At 58.9% G+C, this 13,562-nt stretch carries 11 protein-coding genes, 1 tRNA gene and 2 pseudogenes; 5 read left to right on the forward strand and 9 right to left on the reverse strand.

Annotated features, from left to right (window positions below):
- Nucleotides 1-35: 35 nt before the first annotated feature.
- The 5 genes from DTP52_RS20200 to ychF all read left to right on the forward strand — a co-directional run bounded on the left by DTP52_RS20200 (nucleotide 36) and on the right by ychF (nucleotide 3,719).
- Nucleotides 36-110: transfer RNA gene (locus tag DTP52_RS20200), tRNA-Gln, on the forward strand.
- Nucleotides 111-157: 47 nt separating this feature from the next.
- Entirely contained in the window at nucleotides 158-1,099 is a 942-nt protein-coding gene (locus DTP52_RS20205; RefSeq protein ID WP_003171603.1) for a ribose-phosphate pyrophosphokinase, read from the forward strand.
- A 143-nt stretch (nucleotides 1,100-1,242) separates the two neighbouring features.
- On the forward strand, nucleotides 1,243-1,845 hold the full coding sequence (locus tag DTP52_RS20210; protein ID WP_109754913.1) for a 50S ribosomal protein L25/general stress protein Ctc: 603 nt from the start codon (nucleotides 1,243-1,245) through the stop codon (nucleotides 1,843-1,845).
- Between the two features lie 166 nt (nucleotides 1,846-2,011).
- Nucleotides 2,012-2,596, forward strand: coding sequence for an aminoacyl-tRNA hydrolase (pth, locus tag DTP52_RS20215; RefSeq protein ID WP_003185374.1), 585 nt, complete (start codon nucleotides 2,012-2,014; stop codon nucleotides 2,594-2,596).
- Nucleotides 2,597-2,618: 22 nt separating this feature from the next.
- A complete protein-coding gene (ychF, locus tag DTP52_RS20220) occupies nucleotides 2,619-3,719 on the forward strand; it encodes a redox-regulated ATPase YchF (RefSeq protein WP_109754914.1) in 1,101 nt (366 codons plus the stop codon).
- A 61-nt stretch (nucleotides 3,720-3,780) separates the two neighbouring features.
- Here the strand turns inward: ychF and DTP52_RS20225 are convergent, their stop codons facing one another.
- The 9 genes and pseudogenes from DTP52_RS20225 to DTP52_RS20260 all read right to left on the reverse strand — a co-directional run bounded on the left by DTP52_RS20225 (nucleotide 3,781) and on the right by DTP52_RS20260 (nucleotide 13,267).
- Nucleotides 3,781-5,844: a calcium-binding protein gene (locus tag DTP52_RS20225; RefSeq protein ID WP_109754915.1), complete on the reverse strand. Its 2,064-nt coding sequence runs from the start codon at nucleotides 5,842-5,844 to the stop codon at nucleotides 3,781-3,783.
- A gap of 217 nt (nucleotides 5,845-6,061) precedes the next feature.
- Nucleotides 6,062-6,649: a hypothetical protein gene (locus tag DTP52_RS20230; protein WP_109754916.1), complete on the reverse strand. Its 588-nt coding sequence runs from the start codon at nucleotides 6,647-6,649 to the stop codon at nucleotides 6,062-6,064.
- A 3-nt stretch (nucleotides 6,650-6,652) separates the two neighbouring features.
- Nucleotides 6,653-7,096 carry a DUF3592 domain-containing protein gene (locus DTP52_RS20235; RefSeq protein ID WP_109754917.1) on the reverse strand — a complete coding sequence of 148 codons (444 nt, stop codon included), beginning with the start codon at nucleotides 7,094-7,096 and terminating at the stop codon, nucleotides 6,653-6,655.
- A gap of 140 nt (nucleotides 7,097-7,236) precedes the next feature.
- On the reverse strand, nucleotides 7,237-8,433 hold the full coding sequence (fabV, locus tag DTP52_RS20240; protein ID WP_109754918.1) for an enoyl-ACP reductase FabV: 1,197 nt from the start codon (nucleotides 8,431-8,433) through the stop codon (nucleotides 7,237-7,239).
- Between the two features lie 170 nt (nucleotides 8,434-8,603).
- A pseudogene (locus tag DTP52_RS31390) lies at nucleotides 8,604-8,797 on the reverse strand (protein kinase); the annotation flags it as partial.
- A 65-nt stretch (nucleotides 8,798-8,862) separates the two neighbouring features.
- Nucleotides 8,863-9,768 carry a methyl-accepting chemotaxis protein gene (locus DTP52_RS31680; protein ID WP_371925610.1) on the reverse strand — a complete coding sequence of 302 codons (906 nt, stop codon included), beginning with the start codon at nucleotides 9,766-9,768 and terminating at the stop codon, nucleotides 8,863-8,865.
- Nucleotides 9,763-11,025, reverse strand: a pseudogene (locus tag DTP52_RS31685) (HAMP domain-containing protein); the annotation flags it as partial. The gene DTP52_RS31680 and the pseudogene DTP52_RS31685, both read right to left, overlap by 6 nt.
- Nucleotides 11,026-11,558: 533 nt before the next feature.
- A complete protein-coding gene (locus tag DTP52_RS20255; protein ID WP_256594269.1) occupies nucleotides 11,559-12,659 on the reverse strand; it encodes an ankyrin repeat domain-containing protein in 1,101 nt (366 codons plus the stop codon).
- Between the two features lie 38 nt (nucleotides 12,660-12,697).
- Nucleotides 12,698-13,267: a hypothetical protein gene (locus tag DTP52_RS20260; protein WP_109754920.1), complete on the reverse strand. Its 570-nt coding sequence runs from the start codon at nucleotides 13,265-13,267 to the stop codon at nucleotides 12,698-12,700.
- Nucleotides 13,268-13,562 lie beyond the last annotated feature (295 nt).

The raw sequence follows: 13,562 nt of genomic DNA on the forward strand, positions 1-13,562 counted from the left end.
GGAATCGAGTGCTGGGCACTCGCAGCAACAGATACAGGGGCGTCGCCAAGCGGTAAGGCAGCAGGTTTTGATCCTGCCATGCGTTGGTTCGAATCCAGCCGCCCCTGCCATTTTCCTATACTCATCCAGGTATACCCTCAGCCTTCAGGTACTGCGCGTGTCCAAGATGATGGTCTTTACGGGGAACGCCAACCCCGATCTGGCTCGGCGTGTCGTACGTCAGCTGCATATCCCTCTCGGTGACATTTCTGTCGGTAAGTTCTCCGACGGCGAAATCACTGCCGAGATCAATGAAAACGTTCGCGGTAAAGACGTCTTCATTATTCAGCCGACTTGCGCTCCGACCAACGATAACCTGATGGAACTCGTCGTGATGGCTGATGCCTTCCGCCGTTCCTCGGCTACTCGTATCACTGCTGTTATTCCTTACTTTGGTTATGCCCGTCAGGATCGCCGTCCGCGTTCCGCACGTGTGGCAATCAGCGCGAAAGTCGTGGCTGACATGCTTACCGTAGTCGGCATCGATCGTGTCCTCACGGTTGACTTGCATGCTGACCAGATTCAGGGCTTCTTCGATATTCCCGTGGATAACATCTACGGCTCCCCGGTCCTGGTGGATGATATCGAAGATCAGCGCTTCGAAAACCTCATGATCGTGTCCCCGGACATTGGTGGCGTCGTGCGTGCACGGGCCGTTGCCAAATCCCTGGGCGTGGATCTGGGTATCATCGACAAACGCCGTGAGAAAGCCAATCACTCCGAAGTGATGCACATCATCGGCGACGTCGAAGGGCGTACCTGTATTCTGGTCGACGACATGGTCGATACCGCCGGCACCCTGTGCCACGCGGCCAAGGCCCTGAAAGAGCATGGCGCCGCCAAGGTCTTTGCCTACTGCACACACCCTGTGCTGTCGGGTCGAGCGATCGAAAACATTGAAAATTCCGTGCTGGACGAACTGGTGGTGACCAACACCATCCCGTTGTCCGCAGCAGCACAAGCCTGTGCGCGTATCCGTCAACTGGATATCGCACCGGTGGTTGCCGAAGCGGTTCGCCGCATCAGCAATGAAGAATCGATCAGCGCGATGTTCCGCTAAGGGCCCTGCCCTCACCGCGACATCTCGTTGACGAAAAGCGCCCCGCCCCGACATTCACTGTCGGGGCGGGGCTTTTTTGCCCATATCGCCTTTAGCGCTGGTCGCAAGCGCTGGGGTGAATGTGGTTACTTTGGAGATACAACATGAACGATTTTACTCTGAATGCTGAAGTGCGTTCCGACCTGGGGAAAGGTGCGAGCCGCCGCCTGCGTCGTCTCGCAAGCCTGGTTCCAGCTGTAGTCTACGGTGGCGACAAAGCCCCTGAGTCCATCAGCATGCTGGCCAAAGAAGTTGCCAAACTGCTCGAAAACGAAGCGGCCTACAGCCACATCATCGAGCTGAACGTTGGTGGCACCAAGCAAAACGTCGTGATCAAGGCCCTGCAGCGTCACCCGGCCAAAGGCCACGTGATGCACGCCGACTTCGTACGCGTAGTAGCTGGCCAGAAACTGACCGCTATCGTGCCTGTGCACTTCGTTGGCGAAGCTGCTCCGATCAAGAAAGGCGGCGAAATCTCGCACGTTGTTTCGGAAATCGAAGTGACCTGCCTGCCGAAAGACCTGCCTGAATTCATCGAAGTCGACCTGGCTAACGCCGAAGTCGGCACGATCATTCACCTGTCCGACCTCAAGGCTCCTAAAGGCGTTGAGTTTGTTGCTCTGGCACACGGCGATGACAAGGCTGTTGCCAACGTCCACGCTCCACGTGTTGCTCCAGAAGCCACTGAAGAAGGCGCTGCAGAGTAATTTCACTCTGTCGCCGGAGTGACCGGAAACATCGCGGACTGGAACGTAGCGAGACAGCGGGCGAGAACGCGAAGTTTACTTAACGGTAAATCCTCCATTTTCGTCCACTGTCGCAACACCGCCTGATTGCGACATTGTTATCCACACTCCAGGAAGGGCCCCTATCGTGACTGCCATTAAACTGATCGTTGGCCTGGGAAATCCAGGCGCTGAATACGAACAGACCCGGCATAACGCAGGGGCCCTTTTTGTTGAGCGCATCGCGCACGCACAAGGCGTCAGCCTGGCGGCCGATCGCAAATATTTCGGCCTGACCGGGCGCTTCTCGCATCAGGGTCAGGATGTTCGTCTGTTGATCCCCACCACCTACATGAACCGCAGCGGCCAGGCCGTGGCGGCATTGGCCGGTTTCTTCCGCATCAAGCCTGAAGAAATCCTGGTGGCCCACGACGAACTCGACCTGCCTCCGGGCGTTGCCAAGCTCAAGCAAGGCGGCGGCCATGGCGGGCACAACGGGTTGCGCGACATCATCGCGCAATTGGGTAATCAGAATACCTTTCACCGCCTGCGGCTCGGCATCGGCCACCCGGGCGTAGCCAGTATGGTTTCAAACTTTGTCCTGGGTCGTGCGCCTCGCGCCGAACAGGAAAAACTCGATGCCAGCATCGACTTTGCCCTCGGCGTGCTGCCGGATATCCTCGCCGGTGAATGGAACCGCGCGATGAAAAACCTGCACAGCCAGAAGGCCTGACACTTATCCGAGGGGAAACACCATGGGATTCAATTGCGGCATCGTCGGCCTGCCTAACGTCGGCAAGTCCACCCTGTTCAACGCCCTGACCAAATCCGGTATCGCGGCCGAGAACTTCCCCTTCTGCACCATCGAGCCGAACACCGGCATCGTGCCGATGCCCGACCCACGCCTGGAGGCCCTGGCGGCCATCGTGATCCCGGAACGCGTGCTGCCGACCACCATGGAGTTCGTCGACATCGCCGGCCTGGTGGCCGGGGCCTCGAAGGGCGAAGGCCTGGGCAACAAGTTCCTGGCCAACATCCGCGAGACCGACGCCATCGCCCACGTGGTCCGCTGCTTCGAAGACGAAAACGTGATTCACGTCTCCAACAGCGTCGACCCGAAACGCGATATCGAGATCATCGACCTGGAACTGATCTTCGCCGACCTCGACAGCTGCGAAAAGCAACTGCAGAAAGTCGCTCGCAACGCCAAGGGTGGCGACAAAGAAGCCGTCGCCCAGAAAGCCCTGCTCGAACAGTTGATCGCCCACTTCACCTTAGGCAAGCCGGCCCGCAGCCTGATCAAGAACATGGGTGCCGATGAGAAGCAGATCATTCGCGGCTTCCACCTGCTGACCACCAAACCGGTCATGTACATCGCCAACGTCGCTGAAGACGGCTTCGAGAACAACCCGCACCTGGATGTGGTCAAGGCCATTGCCGAAGAAGAAGGCGCCATGGTCGTCCCGGTCTGCAACAAGATCGAAGCGGAAATCGCCGAGCTTGAAGACGGCGAAGAGAAGGACATGTTCCTGGAGGCCCTGGGCCTGGAAGAACCTGGCCTGAACCGCGTGATCCGCGCCGGCTATGAAATGCTCAACCTGCAGACGTACTTCACCGCAGGCGTAAAAGAAGTCCGCGCCTGGACCGTTCGCGTCGGTGCCACCGCGCCACAAGCCGCGGCCGTGATCCACACCGACTTCGAAAAAGGCTTCATCCGCGCCGAAGTCATCGCCTATGACGATTTCATCCAGTACAAGGGCGAAGCCGGTGCCAAGGAAGCCGGTAAATGGCGCCTGGAAGGCAAGGAATACATCGTCAAGGATGGCGACGTGATGCACTTCCGTTTCAACGTCTGACGGCTTTCCTGAGCCTATCGCGTGGCAGCACTCACTGCCACGCGACCTTCTCAAGCAGACGTCACGTCAATAGATGCCCTTGATCGACCTCTGCCGCTACCCCGATCAGCCCTATCCCGGCGTCGGGCGCAAAGATCATGTCATCTTCGTCGAGGTTTTCCCGCCAATCCCCGGCCAGCGCGATCTGGAACCGATGGCCTTGGGCGTCTGCTCCCACATCCGCCAGATAAGTGCGGTCCAGTTCCTGGTTGTAAACCATCTTCAGCGTAGTGCCCGTACCGTCTCCGAAGCCGGTATAGCCCAGCGTCGCCACATCGATCTTGTCGTCAACCGTGAAGCCTTCGATAAGGTCGGTAAAGCTCTGGCTGTCAGTACGGTAGCTGTCTTCGGTAGAGGTGTAGCGGAACACGTCGGCGTTTTCCCGGTTATCGGTCCACAACGAGATGTCGGCTCTGTCTCCGCCGTTGAGACGGTCGGCGCCCGCGCCGCCAATGATTACATCCGCGCCAGCGCCGCCGTCGATACGGTCATTGCCGCCCAGGCCATAGATGATTTCCGACAAGGCAGAACCATTGATCGTATCCGCGGTAGACGCACCTTCAACGGTGGGCGCGGTGAACACCAGGTTGGTGCTGTTCAATTGCCCCACCAGGTTGCCGTCCAAGGCCAGTTCAAACCGTTGCCCGGCGGCATCGGCGTCGTAGCTCTTGAGGTAGGTGAGCGTGCCGTCTGCGCTGGCCTGGACGGCCAAGGTGCCGTCATGGCCGTCGCCAATGCCGGTGAAGCCCAAGGCAATCAGGTCGATGCGGTCCCGAGAGGCGTCGAAGTCCTGGACCCGGTCGCTGTGGTTTTGCGTCGCAGTGCGGAAACTGTCGCTCAGTTCGGTGAAGCGGAAGATGTCAGCGCCAACGCCACCTTGCAGGAGGTCGCGCCCGCCGTTGCCTTGAAGCACATCATCCCCCGCCAGGCCACGGATAATTTCGGCGGCGTCGCTACCCTGCAAGATTTCTTCACCGACGTATCCGTCCACATGGAGCTTGCCGTCCTGGCTGCCGAAGCTTGTATCCACACTGCCATCCGCGTTCCAGCGGATGATGCTGAAATCCCCACCGCTCGTGCCGGTCGCCAGGATCTTGCCATCGGCCTGCACCGTCACAGCCACAGGCGTGTCGGCCTCGAAGGTCACCCTGCCATTGGAGCCAAAACTGGTGTCAAAGGAACCGTCAGCGTTAAACCGCGCCACAGTAGCCGAAGTGGAGCCTTCGCCATGGCCCATGACGATGATCTTGCCGTCAGCCTGCACGGTGACCACTGAGTCTTCGCCAAACCCCATGGCAGCACTCAAGTAGAGAACACCGCCATCACCGAAATGGGTATCCAGCTGACCGTCGGGATTGAAGTGCTGCAAGGCGTACGTCGGCTCACCCGCGCCGGGGGCATTGTACGCAGCCCCGACCACGACGCCGCCATCGGCCTGTACCGCAGTGGAAATTGCGCCGTTGTAGTATTCGTCTTCGGGAATGTTGACGGTCAGCACGCCATGGTCGCCAAAGCCATCGACGAAAGTGCCGTCATTGTCGAGCCTGGTCACTGTAGCCTGGTCAAACCCGCGGGCGCTGATCTGGAACGTGCCATCCGTATTGGCCGTCAGGTCGATGTCCTTGAAGTCATGGCTGATATCGACCGTGATAGCGCCGTTTTGACCGAAGGTCGCATCGCGCGTCCCGTCGCTGTTGAAGCGCTCCACCTGAACGCCGGTATTCAGCGCTGTGGCGATCAGCACCTTGCCATCAGATTGCACCGCCGTCAGCTCGTAGCGCGACGCCGGGGCTGTCGCGGCGGGTACGATATCGACGCCGCCGTCATGGAAGCTGGTGTCCAGACTGCCATCTGCGTTCAGGCGGATAACGCTATGGTTCTGTTCGTAGCCGTAGCTTTCCTCGCCTGGCGCCCCGGGGTAGCCCCATGCCAGGTACTCCGTATAGCCACCGACCAGGATCTTGCCGTCCGGCTGGATAACGATGCTCTGGTTATCATCGAACTGGCCGGTGAGGTCGACCTGGACTGTGCCCGGGCCAGTTCTCACGGTATGAGTACTGACCGTCGTGTTGTCGGTGGTTGCCATGGGTTAATCCTTTAAGGGCATTGGATCCGTCACTCTAGTGGAGCAGGAAGGATTTGCACGCGGCCCCATCGCTGACACGAGCAGCGTCCGACCGATGGCTTTTTTTAGCCGTCTGGCCTCGCTGGAGGGCTGAGAAAGGTGCGCATAGCAAAAAGCCGCGTTGGTTCGCGGCTTTTTCATGGGCGTGGTGATGGAGGTACTTGAGAGTCGCTACGGTCTAGAACAGATAGCCTATATAGATCGCCCCGCCACCACCGGCCTGCAAACCAGCATTAATGCCTGCCATGACCAACGCGCCCTTGGCCGACTTCGCCAACTGCCGGTTGACCGTGGTGGACGCGATGAGCGCGGTCGCCGGGTTGGCGTTCAGCGCCATCGACAATGCCAGCAGCTTGGGATCGAGCCCGAACAGCAGGGCCGTGGCCGAGCCGCCAATCCCCAGGCCCACGCCCACTTCGGTATACATGCAAGGGCCAGTGATGTCGTCACTGGTCAGGTCACGACTGACCAGGGCGTCGCTGACGAAGACCTTGCCGGTGCTGGGAAACGCCTCAGCCGCACCGGCCGCACTCACGCCCTTGCCCTTGATCTGGATATTGATCTTGCCGAAGCGCGGCAGCCTCGCGCCAAACCCGGCACCCACGCCGACCCCGCCATAGCGGTAGCTGATGTCTTCGCCTTGGGGCGAGCGCAGGATAATCGAGCCGCCACTGCCCGCCACCATGACCACAGTCAGGCCTCCACCGCTGGCGGTCTGGTACTGCCAACGACTTTCATTGACCGGGAGTGGGATGTTGTAGCTCATACGTCAAAGTCCTTTATGTGAATGAACCGCACCGCGGCCGCGCGGCCGGATGGCTTTTAGCAGGCCGACAAAAGTGAACACCAGGCCGATGAATCCCAATACTCCAGAGGTGCCCCACAGGGCGGCCGGGGCATCGACGATGGCGCTGCCCGCCGGCTGCTCGGGCAAATAATGCACCCGCACCGGCTGGTCCTTCTGGTAACCGAAGATAAAACCGCCTTGGGGGTAGGAGATCTTTTCGCCGCTGGCGGTGGTGAAAGCGATCTCAGGATGCGAACCACCGGCATTCAAGTGGCTGACAATGCCATCGGCAGTCTGTGCCCGGGCGAGAAAGTCGCGTCGATCGATTGTGAGATTGACGGCAATGCCCAACAAGCCAATGCCAATCAGGGCAAAAAGCAGGCCCAGCAGAATTGTCCCGATACGTGACGGGGTGTCGTTAGCCATGGTTTATCTCGGCGTTCATCCATGAAAGAGGCCGTCAGGATAACAAAGAAGTCTCGCTATCCCCCCAACAAAATTATTCAGGGCCAGGAGAAACCGCTGCCTCTTGCATGAAGCGTCGAGGCAGCTTCCAGACCTATGATCTACGCCTGGACCAGGTTGGCAATCTTGACGTCCGGATCGACGTCAGCCTCGTAGTCCACCCCTTCGATGCCGAAACCGAAGAGACGCAGGAACTCCGCCTTGTAACCGACAAAATCAGTCAGCTCGTAAAGGTTATCGGTGCTGACCTGATCCCAGAGTTGCTTGACGCGATCCTGGACTTCGGGAGCCAGTTCCTTGTAGTCCACGCGCAGGCGCCCCTCCTCATCCATCACGGGAGAATGGCCGTACAGGCTGTCTTTGTAGAGCGCATGGACCTGTTCGATACACCCCTCGTGCGTGCCCTGCGCCTTCATGACTTTAAACAGCAATGACAGGTACAGCGGCATGATCGGGATCGCTGAGCTGGCCTGAGTCACCACGGCTTTCAATACCGAGACCCGCGCATCGCCCCCCAGGGCAGCCAGTCGCTCACGAATGCCAAGGACTTTCTGGTCCAGGTCCTTCTTGGCCGCGCCAATGGAGCCATTCCAGTAGATGTCATGCGTCAGCTTTTCGCCCAGGTAGGTGAACGCGGTCGTTTTCGCCCCGTCGGCCAGGACACCTGCGTCGTGCAGGGCATCGATCCACATTTGCCAGTCTTCGCCGCCCATTACGGCCACCGTGCCATCGATTTCGCTCTGGGTCGCCGGTTCCAGGGTCGTGTCCTTGACCACTTCTTTATCCGTGTCCAGGCCCCGCAAAGTCACGGCCTTATCGAGCGGCTTGAGGGTAGAACTCAATACCACACCGGTCTTGGGGTGTGTCCGGCGTGGCGCGGCCAGGCTGTAGACAACGAGGTCGATCTTGCCCAAGTCGCGTTTGATGACGTCGATGGTCTGTTGTTTGATTTCATCGGAAAACGCATCGCCGTTGATGCTCTTGGCGTAGAGGCCCTCTGACTCGGCGAACGAGTGAAAGGCCGCAGTGTTGTACCAACCAGCGGTGCCAAGCTTGCCTGGATCACCTTCACGCTCGAAAAACACCCCCAGGGTCTTGGCGCCACAACCAAAAGCGGCGGTTATCCGCGCAGCCAGCCCGTAGCCGGTCGATGCACCGATCACGAGTACGTTCTTTGGCCCAGCGGTGATGGGACCTTGGGCGGTCACGTAGTCGATCTGACTCTTGACGTTGGCTTCGCAGCCAGTGGGGTGGGTGGTCACACAGACAAAACCACGAACGCGCGGCTTGATGATCATAGAGAATCTGCCTCTTCCAGGATGTAAAGCGCCAACACTGGCAATATTAAGTCGTAGACGCCTGGAAAGTTGAAGCGTCACGATGAATGCGTCCTGACGCGGTCGGACTCACCAACGGTAGACTCACCACTAACGCGGCGAACATGACCGGCCGACCGTTATCGCTGGGCAATGACCACCCGGATCGCTTTCAGGCAGCCGATCTCGCGGAGCAGCAAGTGCACGATTTCATCGATGGACAAGTCCGGCGCGCGGCTATCGGCCAGCCGATTTCTCCAGATTGAATCAAGTTGGCGAGTGTGGGGCTATGGGAATGATTGGGACGCTGTTCGAACATCGCAATCACGCCGGTTTCACCGTTGCGGTGATTCGCCCGGGTTGAAGGGTGCCCGCGCTCCAGGCTGGCGCCTGGAGCGGGTTGGAAAAAAACTAACTCCTTTTGACCTTGAAGCGTCCCAGCACACGCTGCATCAGCGATGCCCGCTCCGAAAGGTCCTTGGCCGCCACCGCGCACTCTTGTGAGTTGGACTGGTTTTTCTGTGTCACTTCATCGATCTGCTCCAAGCCGATGCTGGCCTGCTGCAAGCCCGAAGCCTGCTCGCTGGAGGCTTGATAGATCAACGAAACCAGGTTGGAAACCGCGCTGGTTCCATTGACGATGTTCTTCAGCGATTCGGCGGTCCGGCCGGCGATGATCATGCCGCGCTGGGTCTTGCTCGAGGAGTCAGCGATCAGCGCGGCCGTCTGCTGGGCGGCCTCGGCGCTGCGGGCGGCCAGGCTGCGCACTTCATCGGCCACCACGGCAAAACCGCGCCCAAGCTCACCGGCCCGGGCCGCTTCGATGGCCGCGTTCAGGGCCAGCAAATTGGTTTGTGCAGCGATGTTGTCGATGGTGGTGATGATCGCGGTGATGTCCTTGCCCGAATTGTCGATCTCGGCCATGGCGGCAATCAGCTCGCTCATCAGTTTATCGCTCTCCCCCGCATCGGCTCGCGACGCCTGGGATTGCTCATCGGCTTTCTTGGCGTTGGCGGCGTTGTCCCGGGTCTGCGCCGCCATTTGCGTCATCACCGCACTGATTTCGGTGATGGACGAGGCGGAATTGGACGCGCCATCGGACAGTGACTGGCTCAGGTCGGTAACCTGCGCCGAGCTGCCGGTAATCTGCGTGGCGCTGATTTGAACCTCGGAAATCAGTTGATTGAGGTTGCTGACCATCTTCTCCAGTGACTTGCCCAGGGTATCGTGGGGCGAAGACAAGCGAACCTCCAGGTCCAGGTCTCCCTCGGAAATGCGCTCGGCCACCCGCACTTGCCGTTGCAGGCTTTCAGACATGTCGTTAAGGGCCGCAGACAACTGCCCGACTTCATCCTCGGATTTCTGCACCAAGCGACGGGAGAAATCCCCCAGGCTGATGTTGCCGGCCAAGGCCGCGGCCTCGCGGATCGGCCCGACGATCTTCGCGGCGGCAAACCACAGGGCGGCCAGGGCCAGCAGCGAAATACCCAAGCCTACCGAGACTTGCCAGATGCTGTTGCTGATACTGCGCGCCTGCAACTCCTGCTCCAGGGCAATGGCCTGGCTCATGACCACGGCCTTGGGCAGGCGAATCAGTACCGCCCAGGGCTTGCCAGTACGACCGAGCGTAATGGGCATCAGCACTTCGATATTCTGGGTTTGAGGGTTGAGCAAGCCGTCACTACGACCGCCCTGGATATCACTCAGCACTTTTTCCCAGGACTCAGGCAGCAAGGCCTTGATGGACTGACCAATCAGATCAGTGCGCTGGCTGTCCGCGACTACCAGCCCCTGGTTACTCAGGATCGACACCGTGCCCTTGCCACCGTAGAGCTCGGCGGACATCTGCTCGCTGAGTTTCTGGATAAAGGCGATATCGTAGTCCGCCCCGACCACACCATAGAACTTGCCATTGGCGACGATCGGAACCGACAAGGTGGTCAGCCATACGTTTTTACCCTGGACCACGTAAGGAATGGGGTCCAGCACGCTTTCCTTCAGGGTGTCGCGCGGGCCGCTGTACCAACCGCCTTTAGGCACACCATTGGGGTGACGATCCGGCGAGTCATACTCGACCAACGGCTGCACCGCGACATGGCCACCGGCGCTGCGGGTCCAGTAAGGCGTGAAGCGCCCCGTCTGTGGATTACTGCCATCCTGGGTGTTGCGCGATGCCAGATCCTGTCCGTCCAGCGCATCCGGTTCCCAGCAGGAATAGGTGCCATTGAAATCGGGGTTGTCCTTGAGGACGCCGAGCAACACCGTATTGATCTGCTCCCGGCCCAATGCCAGGGGGCTTTGCGTGACCTTGCTGGCGGCAAATGCATTGGCCATGGTGCGGGCCGCATCCAGGGCATTTTGCAACTTGGCCTGAATGGCGTTGGCCCGGGATTCGGCCAGGTTCTGAATTTCCCGGATGGTTGATTTTTCCACCAGCGCCGAGACTTCGGTGGCCACGTATTGCTCATTGGCCCGTGCGGTAAAGAGCCCGTAGATAATCAGGCTGACCGATGAAACAAACAGGCAAACGCCTGCCGTGACACAAATGCGTGCCTGCAATGACTTGAACTTCATATCATCCCCTGCCTGATTTCTATTTATTGCCAGCGTTAAAGACGACGGTCTCTAACTCATGCACGACGCAGCGAATAAGCATCGATCACGGCTGTTTACGCGGCCTGCGAGACAATCGCCTTGAAAGGGCACGGCGATACAGCTGCTTTATAAGTATTTGAAACGTGGCAGGTTGGGGGCACAAAAGCAGTAGAGGTATTCAAGTCAGGAACCGAAGGCCTTATGTCCAGGACAGTAAGGGCGATAGCTGGAAAGAATGCGAAGCCTGCTTGTCCAGTAACCACAGGGTCACCCTTGAATAATGCCGCAGAATCCATTCAGACCAATAACCACAACAGCAAATTAACACGGTCGAGATTTGTACAAAATCGAACTTAGGACTTATACAAAATAGTGCTTTAGGCGTAATTCGCCGGGCCCCATCATCCGGATGAAAGTGTCCACAAGCGACGTGAACACCGTGCCTTACCGGGAATATCTGAGGCGTCACGCCGGGCCATTTGATCCTGAAAAGGGCTGGGCACCCCGTCGCGTTATCGACTATAGGAGGGCATCGCCAATGGCACCGGCTGCGGGTTGGCGATGACCCAGCGCACAGCCAATTCACAAAGACGATCAGTGTGCTCGGCGTCATCGTTGCCATTGCGCAGAGCAACTGCCAGCGCCCGTGTTTCAGCGAGTTCGGCCGCCGGCAAGGACACGGCGCTGCCCACGTGGTCAACCAGAGCCGCCAACATCGCTTTGAAATCCGCGTCCCAGTTGGCCGAGCCGTTGTGGTGAATCTCTCGGGAGATACGGCCACTGATGCGGATCACCTCACCTTGCATCGTCGCTGCGGCACCAGAGGATGGCACCAGCAGCTCCCACAGTTGCTGATGCTGGTCAGGCCAGCCGTTGGCCGTGACGACGATAGCGGCCTGACCGTCGTGAACCTTGCGGGAGGCAACGGGAGTGACGTCGAAAAGACGATAAAGACTGGCCAGGGCAGCGTCCGTTGCCTCGAGATAGTCCGGGTTGAAGGAGGCCCGATGAAATTCGAATTCACGGCCGATGCGCTGCACCTCGGCGAGCATGCCGTCATCGGGTTGCAACCCTGCCGCCAGCAGAGTCTGGGCGATTTTCGCGGTGGCCTCGATATCGGCATTGCGGGTAGTCGCCAGGGCAATATGCAGCACACCCTGTCCCTGCCGACTCCTGGCATCGACGCTGGCGCCGCGGCGGATCAGGGCAGCGATGGCCTCGGCTTTGTGACTGTTGGCCGCGGCATGCAGCGGCGTGTAGCCCTGGTAATCCTGCGCCTCGATATCGGCGCCCAGATCCAGTAGCAGGTCGACACCGCCGATCCAACTCGAACTGCGATGGTGCAGGGGTGTTCGTTGGTAAGTGTCACGGGCATTGATGTCGGCGCCCTGCTCCACCAGCCAGCGGGCCAGTTCATCGGGACAGTTGTAGAAGCCCAGCGCGGTGCTCTTGCTGTAACCGCCGGTGGCTTCAAGCTCGCATTCATCGAACACGGCGACCAGCTCGGCAAACGAGGCGTGCTCCAGCAACTGAGCGAAATCCTTCGGCAATGTCTTGCGTTTACGCTTACCCATGGCGGCGGTCACCGTTCTGATCAAAAAGGTCTTCATCATAAAACTGGATTTCATTGGTAACAGCCATCTCGATGGGGTTAAACCTCACGCCACATCCGATTGTCTTCCACGACAAATGAACCAAAGAGCCCACTGCACTCGGTGCCATCCGGTGCCTGCACTGAGACCCCTGCACCGATACTTGTAACAGCAAAGTGAAGTGCGGAAATCGGACCTGGTGCGCTAGCGAGTAGTAATGCCTGCGCAACGATGTCACGAGACATCTGAATGCCAGGTTTATCTTCAAGCAGATCCTCTTCGAGGTACCGGGCAACTCGCTCCATTTCTCGCAGTTGGCCGCCTCCAGAGAATTTCAACAGATCAAACCAATAGGGATGAGCCATCACCAGTTGCAAAAACTCCGCGAGCGAAGCCGCGACTATTCCAGCCTGCCCCTCAGAGGTGACGTAGAGAATCGAATCGCTGGAACCCCCCTGCAGGAATACACCGCCAGCGCCTTCGGTGGCGATAGGCAGGAAAGACTCTGGCGCCTTGACGGTAAACCATACCGACTCGTCAGGCACAGGAGCGAAATCAATATCGAACGCGGTCGCCAAGGTCTGTGCCAGATGCCGATTCTTTGCGATGTGATGTGCCGTTTCTTCCATGAAAGTCTCGCGTTTGGCCTGAGCGACGGCTGGAGGCAGGCGCCCGCTCGATATGGCAGTGCATGGGTTCAGCGAAGTATGACACCTCCCGGAATCGCTTCGAAGAACCTCAGGCAGGGTATGAATGCCGGGCTACACTTCATGCGCGTTCTGCAAGGCATATCACTCAAACGCCTTCATCCGCAGATAGGGAGATTCGTATGAACCGTCTCGCAACCTATGGATATATAAAGAGACCTGCCCCCTCCGTTTCCACACCGTCGCCAGCGACTGGCCGCATTGCAAGACATCAGCC

Origin of the sequence: Pseudomonas sp. 43mfcvi1.1 (assembly GCF_900115935.1) — a bacterium.
Taxonomy (GTDB): Bacteria; Pseudomonadota; Gammaproteobacteria; order Pseudomonadales; family Pseudomonadaceae; genus Aquipseudomonas; species Aquipseudomonas bijieensis.